Source organism: Pseudoalteromonas sp. SWXJZ10B (assembly GCF_015864475.1).
In the GTDB taxonomy this organism is placed as follows: domain Bacteria; phylum Pseudomonadota; class Gammaproteobacteria; order Enterobacterales; family Alteromonadaceae; genus Pseudoalteromonas; species Pseudoalteromonas arctica.
On sequence record NZ_JADYXD010000023.1, the window covers coordinates 23,088 to 50,086 of the forward strand.

Genomic DNA, 26,999 nt, shown 5'->3' on the forward strand with positions numbered 1-26,999 from the left:
TACACTTCTCCCAGGAATTATCATGTTTAACCCTAATTATTTGGCATTAAGTATTGCTGCGTCTTTATCTGTTTTTTCTAATATAGCTTTTTCACAACAAAACGACGACATTGAAACTATTGAAGTAACTGGCCGTGCCCAGCAATTTTACCTAGAAACCGAAAGTAAAATTGGGACTAAAACTAATTTAGATCTTATTAAGCTTCCGCAATCTGCGCAGGTATTAACCGAGCAACTTATTATTGACCAAGCAGCGCGTGACATTACCGATTTGTACCGATCTATTGCGGGAGTGAGCGAATATAGCTACTCAGGCGTAACTTTTCGTGGTTTTAGAGATGACGCAAATGTATTTTACGATGGTGTGCGTGGCGACCCATATTCGGGCTTTGGTGTACCGCAGTTATTTAATGTAGAACGTGTTGAAGTATTAAAAGGGCCTGCCTCTGCTTTGTATGGCGGTGGCGAACCTGGTGGGATGATTAATTACGTAACTAAAAAGCCAAGCTACACACAAAAACGCGAATTAAAGCTTACTTTGGGTAATTACAACACCCGTGGTGCATCACTCGATATGACGGGTGGTTTAAACGATACAATGGCTTATAGATTGGGTGGTTATTATGAAGAGCAAGACAGCTTTCGTAACAATGCAGACTCAGCTAATACCGAGCTAACAGGCGGATTGTTATTTGATTTAAGTGATTCAACAACCTTAACCACAAGTGTTGACTACATAAAACAAGACCTGGGCGGTAACCGCTTACGGGGCGTACCGGTAGATGACAACGGCAACTTTTTAGTTGACCCAAGTTATAACGCTAATGAAGCGGTTGATTATCAAAATATGGAAGCTTTGGTGCTTCAAGCAGAACTTAGCCATTATTTTAATGATGATTTTTCTTTAAGTACTACGTTTCGCTACATGGATAACGAGCGAGACCAAGCCTACCATGAGTCGCAAAGCTGGGTAGATGTAAATGGTGATGGCGAAGCAAACATTGATGACGAAACCATCAAACGAGAATACCGTAAGCAATTTCGTGCCAATAAAGAAGCAAGCTTAACCACCGACTTTGTTTATAACTTTGGACAAGGACAATTAACCCATCAGTTTTTATTTGGTGGTGATTACCACACCGTTGATACCGAATATGACTACTTACGTGCCCGATATGAGGCCGATGGCGTCGCTAATTTAAATATTTTTAATTTAAACTACGGTGAAACCGACCCAAGCACTTATAACCTTACCGACATGAACCGCGATGGCGTTGATACCGACCGATTTGGTGTGTATGCACAAGACGTAATTAGCGTAGGCGAGCAGTGGACAATTATTGCAGGTTTGCGCTATGACCATTTTAAAGAGTTTAATCAAGAAACTGGTTTTAGTTACTCAGATAACGACATAACGCCGCGCGTTGCTGTTACTTATCAGCCAGTAGAAAACACATCGGTATATATTAACTACTCAGAGAGCTTTAACCCTACATCGTCAGCCGACCAAGAAGATGTAGAGGGCGAAGGTAATTTAGAACCAGAAACCGGCAAGCAAACCGAACTGGGTATGAAAAACCAATGGCTTGACGGCAAAATAATGAGCACCTTTGCAATTTACCAAATTAATAAAGAAAACGTGGTAATGAGCAACCCTGACGATACTGGCGCGGGGGATGGCATTGCTGCACTTTTAAATATAGGTGAAGTAGAAAGCCGAGGATTTGAAACAACTTTAGTTGGCGATTTGTCGCAGCACTGGACCGTAACGGCTAACTACGCGTACAACGATACGCAAGTGGTAGACGGCGTAACGGGTGATACGCTTTCAAATACATTTGGAGATGGTTCGCGCTTTGCCAATGCACCACGCCACCAGGCAGGTTTATGGACTCGCTACGCACTGGATTCGATTGATTCATCAATTGCCTTTGGTGCAAATTACGTAAGTGAGCAACTTAGTACAAGTGGTCAAAAAGTAAAACCATTTACCGTATTTGATATGAGCTGGACGAGTCGCTTTGATAACGTGTTATTGAGTGTAAATATTAATAATCTGTTTGATAAAGAATATGCTGTAAGTGGGTTTAGTGAGCGGAACGGCCACTTTCCTGGCAGCCCTCGTGAAATTATTGGGCAAATAACTTACAAGTTTTAATACTTATTAGCGCGAGAGTTACTCGCGCTTTTTTTAAGTGTTGCCTTGCACCTTTTTATCACTATTAAATTTAGCTGCTTCTTGAGTCGTGTTAATAGCCGTAATAGGGAAGGGGATTACAATACCTTCTTTTTTATAGCGTTTATGCAGGGCTTTTATAAAAGCAGATTTAACCCAAAAGCGATTAAAGTATTCTTTTGCGCGCAGCATAACCGTAAAGTTAATACTTGATCTGTCAAAGGTATGAAAAACCACAAAGGTATTGTAATCATCAACACCCCATTCGTGTGAAATAAGTATTTCACGAGCCACTTCAAGTGTTACTTGCTCAACAAATTCTAAATCTGAATCGTAATGCACGCTTATATCAACAGGCACGCTTAGCTCTTTTTCAGGGTAAAAGTAATTAATAATACGCGACTTAGATAATTGGCTATTAGGTATAATAATCATATTATTAGGTAGCATTTTAACCCATGTAGATCGCCAGCCTATATGATCAACAAAGCCTTGCTCCTTAGATTCAAGCTCAATAAAATCACCCACCCTTATAGGTTTATCTATTACTAGCTGCACGCCAGAAAAAAAGTTTTCGAGGGTAGGTTGCAAAGCAAGGGCAACAGCCAGTGATGTAATTCCTAACGAGGCAATAATAGGCGTAATAGAAATACCTAACGTGCCCATTAACACCAGTAATCCTACTGACGATAATGTAACGCGTATCACGCCTTTAATTATGCTTTTGGAATTAAAAACCACGGCAGATTGTTCGCCATAGTAATTAATAGTGCCAATAATAAAGCGGTCTAAAAACATAATAAGTGCAAGCAGCGCTAATACAATATTAATGCTATTAAAAGGGATCTGTTGAGAAATAGAAGTACTAATAATGAAGGTGTCGTGCTCTAAAATGGTGAGTAGCACAATAATTGTGCACAGTGTTAGCGGCTTAGATATTGACTCTATTAGTAAAGTATCGAATATAAATTTGGTTTTTGAAGTCCATTTTTTTAGCCAGTACATTACAAAAAAACGAATTAAAAACAGTAGTATAGCTATAAGTAAAAGGGAGGACGCTGCGCTTAACCAAGGTGTGCTGTTAGAAAATTCCAGCGCTTTATTTAGCATAACTTAAACCTGTTCAATATAGTTTTATATATATTGCAGCAAGTTATGTACCTTTGTTTGGGTAAAGTAGCTGCCGAGTTTAGTCGGCAGCAAATATTATACTTTTTTGGCTAACCACATACCGCCTAGCACGGCTGCAAAAAACAATAAAAACTCCATTTTAAGAGATACCAATTGAACCAAGCCCGGGCCTGGGCATATGCCACTTAAACCCCATCCTAAACCAAAAAGTACTGAGCCAATAATTAAGCGCGAATCAACTTTTTTTAAATCACTTAAATTAAATGTGCCTGAAATAAGTGGCTTCTCTTTTTTTGCAACCCATAACCATGTAAGCATCATTATTAGCATGGCAACAGCCATCACTATAATTAAGCTTGCGTCCCATTGGTTCCCGTAGGTAAGAAAGTTAATCACTTTAGCGGGGTTTGTCATCCCGCTAATAATAAGTCCTAAGCCAAATATAAAGCCTATAACAACCATCATAATTGCTTTCATTATTTATCCTACAAGGTTTGCTGTAATGAAGGCGACAAGCATAAATGTGCATGTTGCAACCCAAGAGCGAGTAGAAAAGCGCGACATGCCGCACACACCATGGCCACTTGTGCACCCATTAGCTAAAGTTGTACCAGCGCCAACTAAAAGCCCCGCAACAATAATAAGCCAAGGCGGCAACTGTAATTCGCCTTCTAATAAAGAAGGAGCAAATACTCTTACAGCTACACCTGCCAACAACAATCCTAAAATAAAGTATAACTGCCAACGCGAGCCCGAATTTGCTTTAGCAAATACAGACTTAACAATGCCCGATATGCCTGCAATTTTTCCGTATAAAACCAGTAATAACGTACACGCTATACCAATTAATGCACCGCCTATTGCAGCCGATACGGGGGTGAATTCTGTTACCATTTTTTAAATTTCCCAAACAATAGAAACACCTAAACCGGTTTGTTTCATTTCGATTGATAGTTGTTGATTTGGCGCTAAGTAGTTAGCGCCCGTTACTTTTTTAGCTGGCGAATAAAAAGCCATAGCGTTTAATTGTACCTTGTTGGTAAAAGAATGGCTAAAGCCCGTTGTAAAATGCCACTCTTGAACGCCCGGCGCTAAAATATTTAATATAACTTGCGACGAAGGAATAGGTTGCTCGGTGTAAGACACCCCAAAACGAATTTTTTGTTGCGATGTACGCTGCCACTGATAGCCAAGCTTATAAATAGTCATATCGTTCCAGCCAAATCCAGCGCCGGCGTTAGCTCCTAAAGGCGCTGACATCAAGTTATCGACTGGGTTTGAAATACTTTTTACTTCGCTGTAATTTATTTTTTGCCAATCAAATACCACCTGATTACTAGGTGTAAGTTTATAAGCTGCACCAATTTGAAACGAACTTGGCAGATCAAATCCGCCTTGCTCTGCAAACAAACCTTTATAGCTATCAAACTCTTGCATAGACACTGATGAGCGGTAACTTGCCCCCCAGCTTAATGACGAATTTATATCTTGGCTAATACCTAGTTGAATGCCTAGGCCTGTGCTTGTATCGGTGCCATTATTTGTAAGCGCTTCTGGTGATTGCGAAAAAGGAGCAAAGTTTTCAAGCCCTTGTGCTTCAAACTGCTGCACCACGTAAATAGGGGATACACCAAGGCGTGTTTGTTCATTCAACTTATAGCTTACTGTTGGGCTAATAAAGAGCTGCTTTAAATCAACGCCTGCCGTACCACCATAAAAGGTTCCTTCAGGAGCGGACTCTGCGCCGTACTCAGAATTCATACCGCCATTGCCATACACTAATAAGCCAATATTTACTTTTTCATTTAATTGGTGGCCAATAGCAAATTCTGGAATTGCGAATACGGAGTTATCGCTTTTTTGTGTTTTTGCTTCAAGATAAAAAGCGTCAGGGTAAAAAGTATCTACTTTCGATGCAGTGTATTTTCGCTCAGGTGAAAAAAGCTCTAAGCCCAGAGATAGCTGTGTTCCGTTTGGCAAAAAAGTAGCAGGATTATTAGCGCCAGACATTAACTCTTCTGACAGCGCTACACCTGCGCCAGCCATGCCTTTGTGGGTCATGCCGTAGCCGTGTGTAAAATACCCATTAGTAGCAAATGCACTGAACGAACCTAACGCACACGTTAAAGCTAAGCCTGATATTAACTGTTTTTTCATTTTAGTAGACACATAAAGTTGGAATGGGCGGACAATAGCTAATTATTGATATTCTAAAAAGGAATTTAAATAGATTAGTTATAATAAAAGGTAATAGAGCAATGGCTATAAAGTTAAAATAAATGAGCAAAGATTGCTATTTAACTTTTAGGTTATTTATACAGGGAGTCCATATAAGACCCTAGATAACGCTGCTTTATAAAAAGGCAAAGCGGCGACTAATATCACCGCTTTTAAAAAATCACATAGATTCGAGCGTTTTACCGCGCGTTTCTTTAATGTATTTAACAACAAAAAAGATGCTTATAAGTGCTGATAACGCATAAAAGCCGTATGCACCGGCAAGGCCTATATTGGCAAGCATAATAGGGAAGGTCATGGTGATTGCAAAGTTAGCAATCCACTGCGCACTGGCAGCAACAGCAAGCGCTGCACCACGAATACGGTTATTAAACATTTCGCCTAATAATACCCATAAAATAGGGCCCCAACTTAAACCAAAAAATACCACAAATAAATTTGCCATAATAAGTGCAAACGTACCCATGTTATCGCTAAGCGCAAGTTTGCCTGCTTCATCAAGGCCTGCGCTGCCAAATATATAAGTAAGCGCGCTTAAGCTAATAAACATACCAATACTGCCTACAAGCAGCAGTGGTTTACGGCCAACTTTGTCAACTAACGCAATGGCAATAAAGGTCGATACAATATTAGTAGTGCCCGCTAATACATTTATAAATAACGATTGTGACTCATCAAACCCAGCGGCTTGCCAAAGCTCAGAGCCGTAATAAAACACCACGTTAATACCTACAAATTGCTGAAATACACTCAGCGCCACACCTACCCAAACAATTGGGTGTACTTTTTTACTGCCATCAATAAATAAATCGCGAATACTTGGTTTTGTATCGCTATGCAAGGAGCGTTTAACATCGCTTATTTGCTTATCTGCATTGTCGTTTGAAATTTTGCTAAATACCGCTTTTGCAGCGTTTACTTTACCTTGCGCCACTAAATAACGAGGCGACTCCGGAATAAACAACACACCGACTAAAAACAGTACAGCAGGTACAAGCTCAGCCCAAAACATCCAGCGCCAAGCGGCTATATCAAGCATTAAAATGTTTTGCGCGCTGCCTGCTGCATCAGCAATTAAATAGTTACTTAAAAACGCAGCAAATAAGCCCAATACTATAGCGAGTTGTTGCAAGGTTGCTAAACGACCACGTAGTGCGGGTGGTGCAACCTCAGCAATGTAAGCTGGCGCTAATACCGATGCAGCACCAATCCCTAAACCACCAAATAAGCGGTAAAAAATAAACTCCGCAGAGCTTTCGCTAATGCCTGAACCAAACGCACTAATGGCAAAAATAATCGCAGTGATGATCATAATTGCACGGCGGCCAAACTTATCAGCCAGCGGCCCCGCAGCAAGTGCACCTAAGGCACAACCAAGTAATACAGACGCTACATTAAACCCCGTAGCCACACTGCTAGAATTAAACGCATTACCGAGTGCCGACACCGTGCCGTTAATAACACCCGAGTCAAAACCAAATAAAAAGCCACCAATAGCAGCCACGGCCGATATAAATATTACGTAAAAAAGAGAGGTGCTTTCAGCTGTGTTGGCTGAGTGAGTAGGCGATGTGTGCGTTGTCATTATATGCCCTGAAATATAAATTAAATATAAAGGAGCATAATATCGTAAAGCGCTATGGCTGAATATGTTTTTGCGGGTATAAAGGGTTTGGCGGGTATAAATTGAGCCTTTCTAAAGGTTTTAATTTAAGGGCCTTAATTTGAAGGTACTAGCTTAAAGGTACTAGCTTAAAGGTACTAGCTTAAAGGTACTAGCTTAACGGCGTTAGTTTAAGTACTTTGAAATTAAGTAGCGCCTTTTTTAAATAACACAGACTGAATTTTGATAAATAATATGCATTTTATGGTCAATGCCTGTTTACCAATATTACTGTTCTTTATTATTTTGGTGTATTTTTGTAATTACGTAAACAGATCTGAGGTTAAGTAATTGTTTACATGTGGTTATTTGATGGTTAAGGTAAATGTATTGTAAAATAGGGACATCTGTCGATTTATGAAACGACAAATATCCTAGACTAAGTTGTTAGGTGCACCGGAAAACTCGATGAAATCGTTGGTATTAGTTGCAGTATCAATTCTATTTTTGCGTGTTCAAAGCAGATTGATAATGAATCTTTTAATTTCAACGATATTGCATTAGAAGCTAATGCGATAATTGTTTCCACAAAATTGATATGTGGGAATTGCCGATCTCAATTGCAAACCTTAAATCAGAAAATGTGCAACTTAATGAACTCGGCCTTTTTATAAGGTTAAATAGTTCTTTTGTGTCCTAAGATGGTTTGTTTATTCCGAGAATTAAAATGACTGATTATATAGGAGCTATATAAAGAATTGAAATTAAAGGTTTTTTACAGTTTTAGAGTCAAAGGGTAAATATAAAAAATGCATTAAGACGGATTTGTCAGAAGAGCTCTGCTAAACCGCTTATGCAAGATGTTAGGTCATTCAGAAGGAGTGCAGTCTTTCTAGAAAGTTTGAAGCAAAATGGCTTTCAAGCGATTGAAGCCTTTGTAACTAATAGCAGGAAAATAGAGGTTATATAACCTCGCAATTGGAATAAGTATTGAGAGGGAGAACTTTTTGATTGATTTGTTGAAAATCTGGTTGAGCTCCAAGAGCTGGTTTTGGAAGTTTCGAACAAGGTTAGGAAAAATTGGTTTTGTCTTCGAGCGAAGCGCGTACAAGAGAAACGCCTCAGTCTTAAAAGCAAAGTCAAACACTCGCATTTTAGGTTCTTTCACATGGAGCGGTGTGAAAAGTTTGTTTTGGATCATTTTGAGTTTGGCAATCCTAATTGTCGTTGAAGGTTACATTAATAACAATCTATCTTGGTTCCCAACACTTAGTGCAGACGACAAGAAGTTTAATATCGAGCAGCTCAGACTGTACGCCCAGCTACTCACTGCAATATTCTCGATCTACTTTGCTACAATCGGCATTATACTGAGCGCCGGTTACACCAGACTTCGCCAAGATATTATCCAAATGCTCACCAACGAGCAGGTGGGGAGCGTGTATTCTCGAGTTTTGGTGTTTTCAGCGATGTTCTGTTTAGCTGCAACTACCTTGCCTTTGTTTGGATTAGAACCCGGTCTTTTAGTTTATGCCGGAGGTACAATCTTGACTCTGTTGAGCGCTTTTGCTTTGTTTCCTTTGGGCCAGAGGCTATTTAATTTCTTTGACCTAAATATTCTAGTTGGTAGCGAAATACTTCCCAAAATTGCGCGCCATATCGAAGGTGCGGCAAACCACAAAAATTCAAATTCATTGGCCAACCATCATTCAAAGGCGGCGCGTCTGGCTCTTGAACAACTTTCTTACATTGATGAACGTCTAAAAGCAAGCAAGGAAGGTTTGAAAGATAAACTGCCAGCGTTAACCGACGGTTATATGGCTTTGCTTTTGCACTACCTTCAACGAAAGCACAAAATAGATCAAGAAAGCTATTGGTTTCCTAGGCTGAGCATGCACAAACAGTGGTTTCTGGCGGGGGACACAGCCACTTCAATGGCGCTACAAACTAGCAGCCAGCAACCGCTGATTGAAGAAAAGACTGACCATCAATGGCTCGAAAACGACCTCGTTGATAAATTGTCTCACCATATTGAGCTAGCATTTAAAGTCGGTGACTTAGAGCTTGCATTAAAACTCATCGGTCGCTTCTCGACTCGTATTTCATCTTATGTAACACAGTTCCAGTTCGATATTGGCATGCAAGAGCTCAAAAGATTCAAAGAAATCATAGAGCAGGCTTTCGAGTCACTGGATCACGTAGCGGATGATAAATCAATGAAGCTAAAGATTAGCATAGCTGACACATGGGCTGCGCTAGGTAGTAACCTTTGTTTAGAAACACTACGCGGAATGCTTACATTTGAAAAAGAACTGGAAAATTTTTTTGAGACGGACGAGTGGTCCAAGAAGTCACTGAGTCGCCTACCTGCTTTTTTACAAGTAGAGCTAGCCTTCATCGTCGAACGCATTGAATTTGAAAAAATGATAGAGGGGCAGCGCCTATCCAAGCCCAAATACGTCCAACAGCTGGCTATTCAAAAGCTGTTGCTACACTATGAAAATGTCCTTCCTGCCGTATGCGACTTCTATCAAAACTTGCTCCCAGATTTTGTGGAGTCATTATCAGAGTTGAAAATGACCAAGTCCGCAACACAAGTGGTTCTCACAAGCTTACATAGCCATTGGAAACTACCACGTTGGATCGATGATATTGGCCAACTCGTCGGTCGGTATCATAAACATGTGCATTACACCGAAGAGCAATACAAATTACCTGAAATAAAGACCGTCGAGATGAACGATCAACTTGCTTCAGCCCGAGATGACGCAATTACACGCCTCGGCAGTGGAACCATGGTCGGACACATATTCGAATCAAAACACAACGATGAACTACCGGATCATTTTGGACAGATCTACTTCGAGCTGGCCGAAGCGTGTATTAGTGCACTGGAAAAAAACGCTGAAAGTAAGTTGGACAAGGTTCTCCCTATGTTCATGTCGATGGCGTTTCTTGCGGCGGATTCAAGGTTTGCAGATCCATTACTGGATGTAAACAATGAGTTCAGGCTACATCTCATTTCAACGGTGATCAATGACTTGGCTTCAGTCTTAGGTTTTGCCATTCTTTATGGGGAATACTTTGGTAATGAAAAGTTGTCTGCAGGGGCGATAGCGAAGTTCGATGCCTGGATTGAGCACGCTACTGACAAGCAGCAGTACTTCAAAAGAATGGTACTCCTTTCAAACCCGCACAGCTTTAGCTTGAGTGCCTCGCCGCGTGGTCTAATCCGGATTAACTGGAAAATGTCGTTTGAACATCGCGCGAGACAAGATGGTTTTGGGGACCAGATGAGAATGACGCGAGGAGTGTCACACCCAAACAAAATCGTGAGGGAATTCCTGAGCTCGCATTCCGATGCGTCTCACCTGTTTTTTGCAAAACAGGTCGTACCGCAACTCGGTTTAATAGACTTCGAGATTGATTACCACATCACTAATCTTGCTCGCCGGTTGTGTGAGGAAGGAGAAGAGGTTCAGCATGAAGATTTTTAGATCCGAACCCTTGCACCTATATCAACATCATGATGCGCATCTTGGTTTTTTTGATAGACTATTGGTTAAAGGCGAACAAGAGAGGCCTGGCTTCAATCGCCGGATGTTCGATGAAGATTTTGCGAGATTGTTTAATTCAATGAGCCGTGGAAGTAGTAATTTATTCGAAATTGAGTCAAATGACGACGACCTCATGCAAAAGCTACTTGGTAACGTTAATACAAGATACGGTTCACATACTATTGACGAATCAATACGTGGGCTGGTGGAGGAAATAGCTCAGTCGCTAATTTGGTGCGGAAGTTCGTACTTTTTTATTCACGAAGATACAGAGCAGGAAAAAATTCACTTGGCTTCATTCCACTCATACGGCGTTCTGAGTCTTTTTGGTACTCTTATTCAGTGGGTGCCTAAGCGACGGGAAAGGCACTGGGATCGAGATGGCGAGGTATTTTCGAGAGAAATACGGATCTTGGATGCAGCCAAAGTAATGCGCTTCGACATGCCCATACTAATAAAACGCATGTTATCCGCACAGAACAGGACCTTAACTGTCCTTGACAAACACCAATTTGGGGAAACGAACTTCCACTCTCAGGCTACACACGACACTCCTAATCCGACCAACCATTTCGATTTTAGTGTGTGGAAAGATACGCAAGAACATGCTTTGTATCGTGCTACGCGAAGAACCGGCTGGAACGGCAGAAAATATGACTCGATAAAGCGATCGGACTTCTTCGATTGTCACCGACTTATCCGCTTTCGACGAAACCAACTCTTGTTGATAGATGATATTTTGAACCAACTCAGCAGTGAGCTCTCGAGGGTTGGTAAAAGTTACAAAGCTGATTTCTCGGTTAAAATATCGGGAACTGATGAATTGCCCAATGTCGCATACCTTAACGAATTGGAGGTGAAGCTGGCCCGTGAAGAGGTTGGAATCAACGAAATCTTAGACTATTGCTATGAGCGTTGAATGGCTGGTTCGTAGATCCGCATTACTGTGTTAACCCTAATGGATATTTTGAGCGTACATGATGTCTTAGGTCACTTCGGTTAAAATAACAAGTGGTTACAGTAATTATATCGCCATTTAGAGAAGGACGTTTATATGAATGTATTCGAGTGTGACCTTGTTGCGCTATTACTTTTCATTTTTGGAGTGATATTGTTCATCATTAGCTATCTAATTTTCACTAATATTAAAGGTGATTTGCTATTTTCAATCTAAATAAACTTCAATGTTTGATTAAAGCTCATAACAATGGAGTTAGAGCGGATACCGACAAGAGTAGGCCGCTCGACATAATTCAGCGTTAGCAGCCTCTTGGCCTATGAGTAATCGTGAGGGAATATGAAGAGTTTAATAGTAATATTTTTTAGTGTTTTTACTTTGCTCGGGTGTAGTAAACCATTACCTGAAAATAAATTATCATATGTAGGTGAATGGCAAAGTAAAGAGATGTATTTATTGATTCTTGCCGACGGTACCGTTTCTTATAAACGTTTAAAAAGCGGTGGCTCAACTTCGATTAATGCACCTTTAAAAGAATTTTTTGGGGATGACTTCATTGTAGGACTCGCATTTTTTACAACTACTTTTGACGTTACTAAAGCGCCATACCAAGAAGAAGGCAAGTGGTTCATGATTGTTGACGGTGTAATACTAAGTAAATCTATCGAGCAAACGTAATGTAAAGGTAGCTAACAAGAGTTAAAACCATCAACCGCTAATCCATAACTAGTATAAAAATATTTTTAGCACTATTTATAGTGCTAAATCCTCCCCAGTCTCTGCCTTACACCTCAAAGTTCTCTTTTTACAATTCTATAGCCAGTGCTTTAGGTCGAATGCTTTGTACTCGGTTGTATACTTCTTCTTTTGTGTAACCTGCAGAATTTAAAATAAGTGCAGCTACCAACTTTGTACGGCCAGTGCCGCCTTTGCAATGTATGACAATGGTCTGTTTGTGTAGTGTGGTTTGTAATGTGTCGCTTTTTACATTTAGTGCTTATTGACTCTGCATTATTTTTATATGGCAACTATAAGCATTACTGATTACAAGTTTAAGATTGAATAATAAGCGCAAATACTAGATACTGTTTTTATATACAGTTGTGGCGATATTATGAAAAAAGAATTACCAGCAAAATACTATTTAGCGCATTTTAGAGAGCTTATTGAGTTTGTAACAAGTAAATGCATGCATTTACTTGAGCCTAAACATAGTGAATTTATTAGTAAAATTAACCAGCTAGATGAGCAAAGCCAGTGCATGTTGGCGCGTGTGTATTCGCGTAAGCCTTATTTGGTGCAAGCGCAATCGCTTAATTATGAAGAAATAACCTCGCCGCATCAGGCTATTTATACGCTAAAAAAAGCCGGTATTTTATTTGAGCCAAACGAGCAGCATTACTCGCAGCTTTTGGCTCACTTAACCAAACCTGCTTTGCTGGAGTTGCTAAGTAATTACCCAGATCAAATAAGCTTTAAAAAGAGTGCCGCTAAAGGCGCGCTGGTGGATATTGCCCGTGAGTTTTTTAAAGCCTGCCCACACGAGCTTGCGCCGCTTTATAGCCAATATGTAATTAATAACCGCAGTGATTATTACGAGTATTTTGAGTTTTTATTTGCAGGCAAACTAAGCGGTGGTGATGTGAATCATCAAAATCGTTTTGTAATGCGAGACTTAGGCTTAACCGCTACGCGCGAAGGCCACAGCGAGAGTTTGTCGCGCTTTGAAACACTTAATGAAGCGCAATCAAACTATTTACTAAACCGTTATCGGTTAGTATTCAAAAATATAACCGATGAGAGCGATTACGTTGCTTTAGGGTCGCAGGTTTTAGTGCAAGCCGCGCACGGTGCCATTGCTGTTGCGTTAAAAAACAAATTATTAGTAAGGCTTTATCGGCAATTAAAAGGTGTTGATAGCGAACTTGCTTTTAGCTTACTTGAAGGGTGCGTGGATGATAGCGAAGCACAAGAAATTCAAATAAGAGAGCAATACAGGCTTGGCAATAAAGAATGGGTAAAAGCACGGTTAGAAGCCATTATTGAAAATCCGCTTACGGATGATTTACTGTATTTTGCTGACGATTTTTTAATGCGTAAGTTTAATAAAAAAACACGTTCGCGTTTAAGTGCCATGCTTAGCGATACCCAGTGCGTGCTAGAAATAGATGAACTGTACCGAGGTGAAGTAGAGCAGGGCGTAAACGATTATTATACTCGCCAAGGTATGGCAGTATTTAATACCGAAAACACGCTTTGGCAAAGTTTGTTTGGTTTAGTATTTTGGCACGAGTTATTTGTAGAGTCGCCTTACCCGCCATGTAATGAGTTTGATATTTATCCGCAAGTATTAAGGCTTGGTAATTTTTATGAAGCGCAGCAAACACAAATAGATGAGCGCTTAGCGCAGTGCCAAACGTCGCAAGCATTACTTAATTTAGTATGCAAAAATGCAGCGCAATACTTTGAGCAACCTAATGGTTTATTTAGATGGCACCAAGAGCTACTACAACCGTTAGAAGCACTCATTTTAAATAGCCCGCATGAGGCATTAATTACTCATTTAACCAATATGAGTAAGCATTATTTACAACTAAAAGACGGCTACCCCGACTTAATGGTTATCAATAATGGCAAAGTACATTTTGAAGAAGTAAAAGCACCGGGCGACAAACTTAGGCGCAACCAATTAACCACCATTGATAACTTAAAAAATGTGGGCTTTGAGGTACACATTGCCGCTGTTAAATGGTTTGTAGATCCAAACCGTATTTACAGTGTGGTCGATATAGAAACCACGGGCGGCTTAAAAGGCGGTAACCGCATTACCGAAATTGGCCTTGTAAAAGTACAGCACGGCAAAGTAATAGACACCTGGACGACACTTGTAAATCCACAGCGGCACATACCTGGATTTATAACGTCACTAACTGGTATTAGCGACAGCATGGTTTATAACGCGCCCGTATTTGCAGAGGTTGTAAAGCCACTAATTGATAAACTAGCAGGCAGTATTTTTGTAGCCCATAACGTTAATTTTGACTACGGCTTTATTAAAAAAGAATGCGAGATGGCAGGGCACTTTTTTAAAATGCCAAAAATGTGCACCGTGGTTGAATCGCGCAAAGCGTTTAAAGGCTTAAAGTCGTATTCGCTGGGCAATCTTTCATCGCACTTTAATTTAAATTTAACCAGCCATCACCGCGCCCTTGCCGATGCAACGGCTACTGCCGAGCTGTTATTACTTATTCAGCAATCCCAAATTAGTGAATAAGCAGTAAATCTTAACGTAAGAGGTAGTATAAATTAAAAGCACTTAGCTTGTTTTAGCTAAGTGTTTTTTTCGTGGTAAAAAACCAGTAACTAGCATTGTGCCTACAATTACAAATAGTGCGCCTAGTAATGTATTTGGCCCTATTTGCTCATCTAAAAATAAATGCCCCCAAAATATGCCAAATAATGGAATTAAAAATGTAGTCGTGAGTGCTGAGGTTGGGCCAATATCGTCGATTAATTTAAAAAATAAAATATAAGCAAGGGCGGTACATACTACGCCCAGTACTAATACACCTAGCATAATGTTGGTGCTTGGTATTTCTCGTATTGGCATAAATAAGATAAGCGGTAATACCATAAAGCTCGAAGCCCACATTGAGCCATGGGCGTTATCGAATGGGGCCAGTTTAGGCGCATTTTTAGTGTAATGCGATGCAATGGCATAGCAAAGTGAAGCGCTTAATGCCGCTATTATGGCTATGATTGATTGGCTATTTAATACAAAATGATTTTGCCCAACGAGTATTGCAACGCCTATTAAGCCAAGTAGTAAACCAAGCACCATACTTTTATTGGGCTTTGTTTTCGTCCATAAAATTCCAACGACAACACCCCATATTGGTGTTGTAGAATTTAAAATTGAGAGTGTGGATGCGCTAATAGTTTGGGCTGCGTAAGCAAAAAATAAAAACGGAAGAGCAGAGTTAAACGCGCCTATAATAAAAAAGTGTTTTTTATGTTGGACAAACGCTAAGCGGCGTTTTAAATACAAAGCAACAATAAATAAAGTAACTGCAGCAAAGCCTACTCTAAGCTCAATTAATACCGCAGGCCCCAAGCTGTTTGCTGCCATTCGTATAAATAAAAAAGAAGCGCCCCAAATAGCGGCCAGAAAAAATAATCGCAGTAAGCTTGCTAAGGTCATGATAGTATTTTAATTATGCTGATTGGTTTTTAGAATAACAGGGTTTATAAAAAGAGTAAGCCATATTCGGAACTGGCATATAAAAATAATAAATTAAGGATAAGAATGAAAACGTTCTCAGTAGTTTCTACGGTATTTATCACTTTTTTGGGTGGATGTAATTCAAGCTCAATCAACCTTTACAGTGATACCACCATGAAAAAGAATGAATACAATGGTATTAAAGCGTATCGAAAAGGACAGTTTGAGGCCGCTTTCAATTATTTAAAAGAGCCTGTTGGGCTAGGCTATAAAAGCGCACAATACACGTTGGCGTTTATGTTTTTGAAAGGCCAATACTTGGAGCAATCTACTAAACTAGGGATGGGCTGGCTAGGTGTTGCAAGAGAAGCGGGGGTTGAAAATTGGTCTGCGCAATACGATGTATTTTACAGTGCAGCGACTACGCAGCAAAAACAACAAATAGACGAAACAGTTGCGTTGTATATAACGAAATTTGGCGTTAAAGCACAAAATATGACCTGTCGTCGTTCAACTTCGCCTAGACGTACATTTGGTGAAGTTAAAATTGATTGCACTAAGCACGAAGGTAGCGTTACCGAGCACGACATACAAATAATAGAATAGAGTTATGGCTTTTCTAGCTTTTTTTCAAAGTCGCTTTTTACAATATCGAGTGCTTTTAAGACCTCTTCTGGAGCAACATCGTGCTGCTCTAGTATCATAATTAAATCTACTGCAAGTTTAATATGTGTAGGGGCTTGATCAAGTGGGCTTGTCATTTAATTCTTTCTTTTTTGATATTTGGCTAATGGCGACATTTATTGCTGTTTGCACACGTTGTTCCATATGTATGCGTTCTGATTGCGGTAAATAAAACGCCATATCTACATCGTAGCGAATATATCGTGGCGGGAGCTGATTTAGTACCGTACAACAAAAGTCAGCCATTACATCTTCATCATATTTTTCATCAAGTTTAAGTTTGATGATTTCTTCAACTACAATCTTTTCGTAATAGTTGTGTATGTCTTCGTGTAATCGCATATTCCCACCGCTTTAAAATAATCCGTTTAACTGAGTCTATACTAAGGCTTACTATAAATCGATAGCGGCTTTAAATAGTTGTTTATGAACATTAATTAGTGAACTCAAATTACGCTGATAACCGCCACCTAAAGCGCACATTAGTGGGATTTGATGTTGCTTACAGAAGTTGAGAACAAACAAGTCGCGCTCATATACGCCATTGAGCGATATATTAAACAAGCCTAACTCGTCTTTAGTGTAAATATCAGCGCCTGCATTATACAAAATAATATCAGGGTTATGTATGCGCACGCAAAAATCGAGTGCTTGCTCTAATGTAGCAAGGTACTCATCGTCGGCTGTTTTAGCGGGCAATGCAAAATCGTAAGTGGACTCTTGTTTATTAAGAGGAAAATTTTGTTCACAATGAATTGAGCAGGTAATAATTTGGTTATGGTTTTGAGTGATTTGTGCTGTGCCATCGCCTTGGTGTACGTCGCAATCAAAAATTAAAACAGTGTCGGCTTGCTCTGTATTTATTAAATGTGCTGCTGCAATAGCTAAATCATTAAAAATACAAAAGCCACTGCCAAAATCGCTATAGGCATGATGATAACCACCGCTCAAGTTGAAGGTTAGATCGTGACTAAATGCCGCTTCAGCAGCTTGAATACTCGCGCCAATAGATAAAAGAATACGCTCTACAAGTTGTTGCGAATAGGGAAATCCCATCTTTTTAATTGCTTTATCGCTTAGTGTTCCATTTAAAAAGTCATCTATATAACGTTGGCTATGACATAGCGCAAGTTGAGATACGGTTACTTTTTTAGGCTCTTGAAAGTGAATCGCCGAAACACCTAGATTTTCTATTTCGGTTTTAAGTAACTTATACTTTTGAATAGGGAATCGATGACGTTCTGCAAGGATAAGGTCTGAATACAATGGATGATAATAAAGCTGCATAGTAAAGTGCGCCTTAACGCAGTTGTTGTTTTTCTACTTGTTGTATTTTGTCCTCAGTGGCAGAAATTGCTTTTCTGCAGCGACCCAATCGAGCATGTGTGCTTAATATTTCAAGGTTAAGCTTTTGTGCTTTAGCAGGCGAGGCTTTATCCATTTGCATTTTTCGCTCTTCAATCATGAGCACTAACCGACGTTCAAACTCATGGTTTTGTTTTAATTCGTCGTAAAGTTCGTGCGATGATTGCATTATTTTTTGTACAGCATGCTTATAAACAGTTTGCTTAGGGCGAGGTTTATAATGGCTTTTGTTTTCTTTAACCCAAATAGGCGTTGATTTAATAACATTAAACACGGCTTGTACTTGTGCGCCAATGCGTTCAAGTGCGTAGGTATAAGCATGGCGATGCTCACTTGGCGGTAATCGTGACACTTCGTCTTCTATTTCTATTACGTAATCGACTAGATTCATGCTTTTTGTACTAAAAACTGCGCGGTCAAACAAGCTAGGTTGCGCTTGCATGTAACGATTTTTAGAAAAAAGTTTAGCTTTATCAAATTGCTCAGCTTGTTGTTTTAGCGTTGCAACTTGTTGACGTAGTTTATCTAAAGCCATTGAATGCATATTAAAAGTAAGCCTCGTAAATTAGTTTTAATGCTAAAAGTATAACCATAGTATTAAATACAGGGCGAATAAATTTACTACCAAAACGTATTGCTGAATGTGCTCCAAACCATGCGCCTAGCATAATAAAAAAGCCCATTGTTATGCCAAGTAAAAAGTTTACATGTCCGAGTGCTACAAAGGTGATGAGCGATATAAAATTAGAAACAAAGTTCATTGAACGCGCTAAACCACAATTGAGTAGCAAGTTCATTTTATAAAGCATGCCATTAGAAGCAGTCCAAAAAGTACCTGTACCTGGGCCTGCTAAACCATCAAAAAAGCCTAATGCTAAACCCTGTAGCCATTGTTTTATTTTCATCGCTTTGTTGAGTTTAGGCAGTTCATCGCCTTCTGTGGTGCTTAAATTACCAAATAAGCTATAGGCGGCAACTAAAATAATAATAATTGGGAGTAGTTTGTTTAAAAAGTCGATACTTAAATGATCAACAATAACAGTACCTATCAATGCACCTATTGCAGTAGCAATTACGGAGGCAGCCCAAAACTTAGGACTAAATAAGTTCTTTTTATAATAGGTATAGCTTGCTGTTAAGGAGCCAAAACTTGCTGCTAGTTTATTGGTGCCTAATGTTAAATGTGGAGGTAAGCCTGCAGTTAATAAAGCGGGCACAGTTAACATACCACCGCCACCGGCGATAGCGTCTATAAAACCTGCGGCAAGTGCAACAGCACATAAAACAGCCCAGGTTGTTGGATCGAGTGCGAGTTCAAACATTAATAATCTATTTGTCTTTTAAAAGGTGGTAGGGTGTCGAGCATGGCTTTACCGTATCGCTTAGTAACTAAGCGTCTATCGAGAATAGTAATACAGCCTTCATCACTCTCTTTTCGCAGCAGTCTACCACAGCTTTGTACCAATTTCTTTGCGGCGTCTGGTACGGTAATCGTTAAAAACGGGTTACCGCCTTTGCTTTGTACAAATTCTGCTTGCGCTTCTTCTATCGGCGAAGTAGGTACAGCAAACGGAATTTTAGTAATTATTAAGTTCTCTAAATATTTACCAGGTAAATCAAGGCCTTCCGAAAGGCTTTGTGTTCCAAATAAAATACTGCCTTTGCCTTCGTCTACATTTTTGGTGTGTAATTTAAGCAACGCTTCTCGCGACATTTCACCTTGTACTAATAAGTTAAAACCTTTTGTTCTAAGAAACTTTGTTACGTGGTCCATTTGCCAATAAGAAGCGAATAGTACAAGGTTCGCTTTTTTATCATTTAGGTACTCTGGTAATGTTTTAGCTAGGTGATCACTAAAGTCTTTATCGGTTGGTTCTACTTTAGATACCGGAATACGTAAAGTGGCTTGTTTTGGGTAATCAAAAGGAGAAGGTACTTTAATAAATTTAACGCCTTCTTCTTTAGCAAGTCCTGTTTCGTAAGCAAAGTGATCGAACGAGCCCAGTGCACTTAATGTAGCAGAGCACAAAACAGCGCCCGCGCATTCTCGCCACAATTTATCTTTTAAGTAATAACCGACCTCGATAGGGCAGTCGCTTAATAAGTGGTCGTGATGGCTTTTGTATTCAAGGCGTTTTATCCACCGTGCATGAGGAGCACCTTCGCCTTTTTTTGCGTAACTAAACCATAGTTTGTTTAGTTGCTCTAACCGGTTTATGTATTGACCGCTTTCGCCTAGTATTGGGTCGGCAACGTAAGGTTTTATGTCGCCATCACTTACATCTTGGGTAAGGGTGTCGTGCATTTTGTTTAAACAGCGCAGCGCATCTTGCGTGGCTTCGCTTATGTCTTTTGCTTTACTGTGCAGTGACTCTGGAATTTCACCGTGTTCAAAGCGATAAGTATCGTCTTTTGAGTATTCAAAGTCGGCATTATCAAGAATATCGCGAACTACTTTTAAATCTTTATTCGCGTCATTAATGCTGTCGCAAAGTTTAAAGTTTTGCCCAATAGCTCTTTGCCCCACTAAAACCTTCGCCATTTTCCCGCTAAACTTGGTGAGCTTATCAAGCCATTCTATCGTGCCTTTGATTGTTGCTGCGGCCGATGAAAAATCGCGTGTTATATGTGCTAAATGATGCGCTTCATCAATAACGTAAATGGTGTTGTCGGGCTCTGGTAAAATTTTACCACCGCCTAGGTCTAAATCGGCAAGTAATAAAGAGTGATTAATTACCAGTACATCCATTTGCATTAATTGATTACGAGCAAGCTGAAACGGACACGTTTGATGGGCCTTCATTTGGCGTTGGCATGAATGTTTATCGCACGCTATTAAGTTCCACACTCTATCGGGTACAGTATCGGCCCAACTGTCTCTATCGCCTTGCCATTTTTTATTCACATAGGCGTTATATAGCTCATTCAAACACTTGGTTTCCATTGCGCTCAATGGTGAAGTAAGCGTTGGCATAAAGTCCATTTGTGTTTGGCTATCGCCGTTTACAGCATTATGTAATTTGTGGGCACAAATATAACGATGGCGACCTTTTACTAAATCAAATTTAAAGTCGAGGCCTGAATGCTTTTTAAAAAATGGGAGTTCTTTTGCTATTAATTGTTCTTGCAGTGCAACCGTTGCGGTAGAAATAACTAGCTTCTTTTTTTGCGCTAAGGCAAGCGGTAATGCGCCTAAACAATAGGCAAGAGACTTACCTGTACCGGTGCCTGCTTCAATTACGCAAATGCGCTGCTTTTTATGGTATTCGCCAGCAAGCGTTTTTGCTATTTCGGCTACAAGGTAATTTTGACTGCTACGAGGGCGATAATCGTTTAGGTTGCTAGCCACATGCTGGTGTACTTGCCTAATTGTTTTTTTTAGTGAGTCAGAAAGCATGGGATGATTTACCTAAAGTATGTATATAATTACAGTGCTATGGATTTTAGAGTTATAAGAGTGTAACTACAAGAAGTGATGAAATTAATTTAGCAAAATAAAGTGTCTGAGTGTTTATTTAGGTTGAGTTTATAGCTTTAAAGCATTTTGAATTAAGTAAAAACTTACATATATATGTATAAGGTTTAGTAATAGTGTACTTAACAGCCGGTTTTATTGTTTCTTCTCATGCTTATGATACTGCAAACGGCATATGCTACGAAGCGTGGTTTTGTAGTGATAGAGGGCCTATAAAAACGGTATCGGCTAATGAGAGTGCCCTGTTTTTTATCAAAAGCAAAGATGCTGAAATAGCGAATGAGATATTAGTAGCTGAATCACTTAACTTTAGTATTAAAAGTCTTGAGCTAAAAAACTTCCAGCAAGAAGATATGTCTGCCTGTTACTTCAAATCACTTAAACACTTTTATTCTGCTGCTAAAGCTTTAAAGCAACGTGGAGTTGTAGTATTTGAAGAAGATATTCGACCAATAGAGCGTTATTTAATGGAACGCTTTATAAAAGGTGGAGCGTGGATAACGGGTAATGTTTTTAAACAAGACGGCTATACATTAATAACTGACGCTAAATTAAAAGCGAATGAAGAATATTCTCCAACCCTTAATAAGCTCTCGTTAGATATTGAATGTAACGAAAGTGGCGTTTTGTTTTCTGTTGGACTCGTGGGCTGTAATTTAGACTGTGTTTTAATGATTGGCGAGCCAGAAAGAGAGGCTACCAACCTAGAGTTTGATATTATTTGGTGTGTAGATGAGGCCGAGCTGTTAAAGGGATTAGAGCATTTTATTAAGTTTAGCGATCCTGATGTAATAATTGGCTGGAATGTAATTGAGTTCGACTTTGCTGTTATTCATGAAAGAGCTGAAGCACTCGGGATTAAGTTATTACTGGGTAGAGGAGATCAACCTTTATATGTTCGCAAAGGACACTTGACTCGGGTATCGATCCCTGGCCGATGTGTGGTTGATGGAATAGACACTTTAAAAAATGGCACATATAGCTTTGAGAGCTTTTCTTTAGCTAATGTTTCAAATCAAGTGTTGGGCGAGTCTAAATTAATCAATTCGGGTAATAGTCTGCAGGAAATTATTAGGCAATTTAATGAAGATAAACTTTCTTTAGCAAAATATAATCGACAAGATTGTATTTTGGTAAATAAAATTTTTGATAAGTTAAAGCTACTCGATTTTTCTATTGTAAGAACAAAGCTTACGGGATTAGAGCTTGAAAAAAAGGGCGGCTCTGTTGCTGCTTTTATTAATATGTATTTACCATTACTGCATCGCAGTGGCTATGTTGCCCCAAATATGGGCGATCATGGGCTTACATTTGAAAGCCCTGGTGGTTATGTAATGGAGTCTATTCCTGGCCTTTATAAAAATGTCATTGTTTTAGACTTTAAAAGCCTATACCCCAGTATTATGCAAACTTTTTACATTGATCCTCTCGGACTAATAGAAGGTCTGCAAAATCCTGAACATAGTGTGCAGGGATTTAATGAAGCCGTATTCTCGCGAGACAAACACCATCTCCCTCTACTCGTTAAAAGCTTAGCGTCTCAAAGGCAGCTTGCCAAAGACAACCAAGACCAAATGCTCTCTCAAGCAATCAAAATAATAATGAATAGTTTATATGGCGTTCTAGGCTCAAAAGGATGTCGGTTTTACGATCCTAGGTTATCGAGCTCTATTACGTTAAGAGGGCACGAAATAATGCTACAAACTAAAAGGTGGATAGAGGAACTTGGTTATAGCGTTATTTATGGTGATACCGATTCTACATTTATTAAGTTGGATGATGATTTAAGCCACGACGAGTGTAATGAAATTGGCGTGTTTTTAGCTAAAAAGATAACTACAGATTGGATTAACGAGATTAAACAAACGCACAACTTAACAAGTCATTTAGAAATAGAATTTGAATCTCTTTATAGCCCTTTCTTTTTGCCAACCATAAGGGGGAAGCTAGTTGGCTCTAAAAAGCGCTATGTCGGTAAATTAATTAAACCAAACGAATCAAAACTAGTATTTAAAGGATTAGAAACAGTAAGAAGTGATTGGACAAAACTTGCTCAACAATTTCAGTTCGATCTATTTACTAGTCTTTTTGATGGAAATTTAAACATAAATGACCTTGTAAAAGACTATACAACAAAGCTATTTAAAGGTGAGTTTGATGATTTACTCATATTTAAAAAGAGATTAGGTCAAAACTTAATCGATTATAAAAAGAATATCCCTCCTCATATTCAGGCAGTTAAGAAACACCAGAAAAAAAATAGCGAATTTACGGTCAATAGGGGTGAATTTGTTACATTTGTTTACACAACTGCTGGAGTTGAACTATATCAAGGCTTTCATAGCTATGACTATGCAACTTATGTAGAAAAACAGATTGTACCGTTAATTGAAATGGTTGATCTTGTTTCGCACTCAAGTGTTTATTTTGGGTTAAATTTACAAGAGAAACTTTTTTAATAACACCATAAATAGCAACATATCTGTGTTTTCATCCTGTCCACATCTTATTTATTCTAGTTTATTGCGATTTTAATTATTATATTCGCAAATATTTCTTTTTCTGCAAAGGTTTGTTAACTTTTTGTTGGCTTTTTGATGGTTTTTGTTTATTATTTGCTTTAGTTACTGTTAATATTATGTAGCTAAAATAATTAAATAATGATTACTACTATAAAGTAGTGACACCAGGGAGAATCAAATGTTAAACAATCAAGTAGCTAAAGCAGTGCGTGTCGCACTTGCATTTGGTGCAGCTTCAACAGCTGTATTTTCAGGTAATACAATGGCAGCCGAAGGCGCCGATAAAGTAGAAAGAATTGAAGTAACTGGTTCACGTATCAAAAGAACTGATATGGAAGGTGCGAATCCAGTACAAATATTAACACGCGATGACCTAATTGCTTCAGGTATTGGTAACGTAGGTGACATTCTTCAAGAAATTCCTTCAGTTGCTGGTGCGGGTACTAATGCTTCTGTTAATAATGGTGGCTCAGGCGCGGTGCGTGTATCTTTACGCGGTTTGGGTTCTTCAAGAACGCTAGTATTATTAAACGGCCGTAGAATGGTTGCGTCGGGTAGTGGTGCAAACTCTTCTGTAGATTTAAGTACAATCCCTACAGCAATTATCAAGCGAGTTGAAATTCTAAAAGACGGTGCTTCTGCAATTTACGGTTCAGATGCTATTGGCGGTGTAGTTAACGTTATTACACGTGATGATTTTGAAGGTTTTGAAGCTACAGCAAGTTACGATGCTTCGACACATGGCGGTGATGGCGAAACTAAAAGCTACGATTTTACTGTAGGTTTAACAAGCGATAAAGGCAGCGTGGTAGCTAGTGCATATTACGTTCAGCAGGGTTCTCAGTCTTCTGGTGATAGAGACTGGTCTAAATTTTCTTTAGACATGGATCATACAGGTGAGCTTTCTAAAGGTGGTTCTTCAGCTCCACCATGGGGTCGTTACAACGGTATTGATGGTTCAGTAGCTGGTGAAGATTGTTCTTCTTTTACTCACGGTGCAGCTAATGGTCCTGGTCAATCAGATCCAAGCGATTTTTCTAATCCAACTGGTTATGATTGTTGGGATTGGGATAAAGATACTTACAACTTTGCGCCTGTAAACTTTCACTTAACTCCGGCTGAGCGATATGGCGTATTTGTTCAGAGTAACTATGAGTTTTCTGATCATGTTCGTTTCTTTTCAGAAGTTAGTTTAAACCGCCGTATTTCAGATACTAAGCTTGCTCCATTACCTCTAGCACCACTTGCGTTCTTTGGTGTGACAAATGCAAATTATTCTGCAGATAACTACTATAACCAACAATTTGGTCCTAAAGACAGAAATGGTGACTCAGTTGAGATTTCTGATTGGCGCCGTCGTATGGTTGAAACTGGTGGTCGAGATACTCAATTTCGCGTAGATACAGTTCGCGCAGTAGTTGGTTTTGAAGGCGATATCAATGACGATTGGGGTTATGAAGTTTCATACATCTTTGGTTCAAGTGATTCTACAACTAAACGAGCTGGTGGCGTAAACTTTGAAAAAGTTTCACAAGCCGTAGGTCCTTCATTCCAAGACGTTGACGGTAGCATTGTATGTGGAACTGTAGATGATCCTATCGCTGGTTGTACATCATTAAATGTATTTGGTATCCCAGGAACTGATACTCAAGTTACTCAAGAAATGTTAGATTTTATTTCGTTTGAAGCTCACGATTTTGGTTCAAACGAACAGCAAATTATTAGTGGTAGTGTGTTTGGTAGTGCATTTGAATTACCAGCAGGTAGTTTAGGTATGGCATTTGGTCTAGAACATCGTGAAGAGAAAGGTGGTGATTTCCCTGATGCACTAATAGCATTAGGAATTACATCTGGATCTAGCCGTCAAGAAACATCAGGCAGCTACACTGTAGATGAGGCTTATGCTGAGTTTAATGTACCGCTATTATATGACGCACCTTTTGCAAAAGTGTTAGAGCTAGATTTAGCAATTCGTTATTCTGATTATGATACTTTTGGCGATACTACAAACCATAAAGTAGGAATTAAATGGTCTCCTATGGACGGCCTTATGTTCCGAGGAACATCATCTACTGCATTTAGAGCACCTTCAACTTCTGATTTATTCTCTGGCGCATCAGATAATAGCCCTGAAGTTTCGGACCCGTGTGCTACTAACCCTACATCATTCTGTATAGCTGACGGCGTACCAGCAGCTGGTTTTGAACCTATTGGTGACCAATTATCTTCTACTCTTGGTGGTAACCCAGAGTTGCAACCAGAAGAAGCTGATATATTTACAGTTGGTGTAGTTTATAGCCCTGAGTTTGTTGATGGTTTATCTTTCACAATCGATTACTGGGATATCGAGCTGGAAAATGCAATTAGCTCTGTAGGCGAGCAGTTAATTTTAAACAAGTGTGCTGAAAGCGGTACATACTGTGATCAAATAACTCGTTATACATCAGGTATTTTAGCTGGTAACTCAAGTGACATTGATAACAGAAACATAAATGTTGGTGGTGTAGAGTCATCTGGTTACGACTTTAATGTTGCTTATACAACTGATACGTCAATTGGTTCATTATCAGCAAGCTTAGATGCAACTTACTATGACGACTACACAATAACTCAAGCCGACGGTTCAACACTTCAAAATGCTGGCTACTACCGCCGAAATAGTGGTGATGGTAACTTCCCTGAGTGGAAAACTAACTTCAATGTATCGTTAGCTCAAGAGAATTGGTCTGCAACTTATGCATTGCGTTACATTGGTGAAGTTGAAGAAAACTTTACAAATATTGACCCTGATGATTTAGCTGATGTTAACTCTTCATTTAGAACTGAAGCCGTTAATATCGGTGGTACTCTTGATTCTTATGATGTTATTAGAACCGTTGACTCACAAGTAATACACAATGTTCGCTTTAGTTACTTCCTTGATAACTACACAGCTACTGTTGGTATTAATAACGTATTTGATGAAGATCCTCCGTATGCAGCAACAGGGTTTAACGATAATACAGACCCTCGTACTTACAATACAACTGGTCGTCATATATTCTTGACTCTTAACGCTAAGTTCTAGA

At 39.4% G+C, this 26,999-nt stretch carries 20 protein-coding genes and 1 pseudogene; 8 read left to right on the plus strand and 13 right to left on the minus strand.

The annotated features are described in order from the left end of the window. Positions 1 to 22 precede the first annotated feature (22 nt). Positions 23 to 2,158 carry a TonB-dependent siderophore receptor gene (locus I6F54_RS16720; protein WP_165728564.1) on the plus strand — a complete coding sequence of 712 codons (2,136 nt, stop codon included), beginning with the start codon at positions 23 to 25 and terminating at the stop codon, positions 2,156 to 2,158. A 33-nt stretch (positions 2,159 to 2,191) separates the two neighbouring features. Here I6F54_RS16720 and I6F54_RS16725 read toward each other — a convergent pair whose 3' ends face one another. The 5 genes from I6F54_RS16725 to I6F54_RS16745 all read right to left on the minus strand — a co-directional run bounded on the left by I6F54_RS16725 (position 2,192) and on the right by I6F54_RS16745 (position 7,130). After that, positions 2,192 to 3,286 (minus strand): mechanosensitive ion channel family protein, encoded by a 1,095-nt coding sequence (locus tag I6F54_RS16725; protein WP_197119497.1) that lies wholly within the window; start codon positions 3,284 to 3,286, stop codon positions 2,192 to 2,194. Positions 3,287 to 3,382: 96 nt separating this feature from the next. After that, a complete protein-coding gene (locus I6F54_RS16730) occupies positions 3,383 to 3,784 on the minus strand; it encodes a DUF6691 family protein (protein WP_165740904.1) in 402 nt (133 codons plus the stop codon). Positions 3,785 to 3,787: 3 nt separating this feature from the next. Further along, positions 3,788 to 4,201: a YeeE/YedE family protein gene (locus I6F54_RS16735; protein ID WP_165740903.1), complete on the minus strand. Its 414-nt coding sequence runs from the start codon at positions 4,199 to 4,201 to the stop codon at positions 3,788 to 3,790. Positions 4,202 to 4,204: 3 nt separating this feature from the next. After that, entirely contained in the window at positions 4,205 to 5,464 is a 1,260-nt protein-coding gene (locus I6F54_RS16740) for an OmpP1/FadL family transporter (protein ID WP_197142396.1), read from the minus strand. 241 nt (positions 5,465 to 5,705) lie between these two features. After that, a complete protein-coding gene (locus tag I6F54_RS16745; RefSeq protein ID WP_197142398.1) occupies positions 5,706 to 7,130 on the minus strand; it encodes a sugar porter family MFS transporter in 1,425 nt (474 codons plus the stop codon). Positions 7,131 to 8,155: 1,025 nt separating this feature from the next. On the opposite strand from I6F54_RS16745, the gene I6F54_RS16750 reads away from it, so the two are divergent. The 3 genes from I6F54_RS16750 (at position 8,156) to I6F54_RS16760 (ending at position 12,341) form a co-directional block, all read left to right on the plus strand. Continuing rightward, entirely contained in the window at positions 8,156 to 10,645 is a 2,490-nt protein-coding gene (locus I6F54_RS16750; RefSeq protein ID WP_197142400.1) for a hypothetical protein, read from the plus strand. Further along, complete coding sequence (locus I6F54_RS16755) at positions 10,632 to 11,624, plus strand: hypothetical protein (protein ID WP_197142402.1); 993 nt, start codon at positions 10,632 to 10,634, stop codon at positions 11,622 to 11,624. The genes I6F54_RS16750 and I6F54_RS16755 overlap by 14 nt, the downstream gene beginning before the upstream one ends. Positions 11,625 to 12,002: 378 nt before the next feature. Next, positions 12,003 to 12,341, plus strand: a complete 339-nt coding sequence (locus I6F54_RS16760; RefSeq protein WP_197142404.1) for a hypothetical protein — start codon at positions 12,003 to 12,005, stop codon at positions 12,339 to 12,341. A 127-nt stretch (positions 12,342 to 12,468) separates the two neighbouring features. Here the strand turns inward: I6F54_RS16760 and I6F54_RS16765 are convergent. Continuing rightward, positions 12,469 to 12,648, minus strand: a pseudogene (locus I6F54_RS16765) (tyrosine-protein phosphatase); the annotation flags it as partial. Between the two features lie 129 nt (positions 12,649 to 12,777). Between I6F54_RS16765 and I6F54_RS16770 the strand changes: the two are divergent. After that, positions 12,778 to 14,937 (plus strand): exonuclease domain-containing protein, encoded by a 2,160-nt coding sequence (locus tag I6F54_RS16770; protein ID WP_231617051.1) that lies wholly within the window; start codon positions 12,778 to 12,780, stop codon positions 14,935 to 14,937. Positions 14,938 to 14,979: 42 nt separating this feature from the next. Here I6F54_RS16770 and I6F54_RS16775 read toward each other — a convergent pair whose 3' ends face one another. Continuing rightward, a complete protein-coding gene (locus tag I6F54_RS16775) occupies positions 14,980 to 15,864 on the minus strand; it encodes a DMT family transporter (protein WP_197142406.1) in 885 nt (294 codons plus the stop codon). Positions 15,865 to 15,969: 105 nt separating this feature from the next. Between I6F54_RS16775 and I6F54_RS16780 the strand changes: the two genes are divergently transcribed. Further along, positions 15,970 to 16,491 (plus strand): sel1 repeat family protein, encoded by a 522-nt coding sequence (locus I6F54_RS16780; protein ID WP_197142407.1) that lies wholly within the window; start codon positions 15,970 to 15,972, stop codon positions 16,489 to 16,491. A 2-nt stretch (positions 16,492 to 16,493) separates the two neighbouring features. Here I6F54_RS16780 and I6F54_RS16785 read toward each other — a convergent pair whose 3' ends face one another. Genes I6F54_RS16785 through dinG form a run of 6 tightly spaced genes read right to left on the minus strand, consistent with a single transcriptional unit; the run spans position 16,494 to position 21,331 of the window. After that, complete coding sequence (locus I6F54_RS16785) at positions 16,494 to 16,646, minus strand: DUF2496 domain-containing protein (protein WP_007584045.1); 153 nt, start codon at positions 16,644 to 16,646, stop codon at positions 16,494 to 16,496. Next, positions 16,630 to 16,911: a late competence development ComFB family protein gene (locus I6F54_RS16790; protein ID WP_024590772.1), complete on the minus strand. Its 282-nt coding sequence runs from the start codon at positions 16,909 to 16,911 to the stop codon at positions 16,630 to 16,632. Before I6F54_RS16790 ends, I6F54_RS16785 begins: the two co-directional genes overlap by 17 nt. Positions 16,912 to 16,962: 51 nt before the next feature. Then, entirely contained in the window at positions 16,963 to 17,856 is an 894-nt protein-coding gene (locus tag I6F54_RS16795; RefSeq protein ID WP_197142408.1) for a histone deacetylase family protein, read from the minus strand. Between the two features lie 13 nt (positions 17,857 to 17,869). Continuing rightward, the gene (locus I6F54_RS16800; protein WP_165735671.1) at positions 17,870 to 18,478 is read right to left on the minus strand and encodes a primosomal replication protein; all 609 of its coding nucleotides are present in this window, start codon (positions 18,476 to 18,478) and stop codon (positions 17,870 to 17,872) included. A 1-nt stretch (position 18,479) separates the two neighbouring features. Next, positions 18,480 to 19,256, minus strand: coding sequence for a sulfite exporter TauE/SafE family protein (locus tag I6F54_RS16805; RefSeq protein ID WP_010553699.1), 777 nt, complete (start codon positions 19,254 to 19,256; stop codon positions 18,480 to 18,482). Beyond that, complete coding sequence (gene dinG / locus I6F54_RS16810; RefSeq protein ID WP_165725432.1) at positions 19,256 to 21,331, minus strand: ATP-dependent DNA helicase DinG; 2,076 nt, start codon at positions 21,329 to 21,331, stop codon at positions 19,256 to 19,258. Before dinG ends, I6F54_RS16805 begins: the two co-directional genes overlap by 1 nt. Positions 21,332 to 21,525: 194 nt before the next feature. Here dinG and I6F54_RS16815 point away from each other — a divergent pair, with 194 nt between their 5' ends. Together I6F54_RS16815 and I6F54_RS16820 are read left to right on the plus strand one after the other, a co-directional pair. Beyond that, positions 21,526 to 23,868 (plus strand): DNA polymerase II, encoded by a 2,343-nt coding sequence (locus I6F54_RS16815; protein WP_197142409.1) that lies wholly within the window; start codon positions 21,526 to 21,528, stop codon positions 23,866 to 23,868. A 241-nt stretch (positions 23,869 to 24,109) separates the two neighbouring features. Next, the gene (locus I6F54_RS16820) at positions 24,110 to 26,998 is read left to right on the plus strand and encodes a TonB-dependent receptor plug domain-containing protein (RefSeq protein ID WP_007584034.1); all 2,889 of its coding nucleotides are present in this window, start codon (positions 24,110 to 24,112) and stop codon (positions 26,996 to 26,998) included. Position 26,999 lies beyond the last annotated feature (1 nt).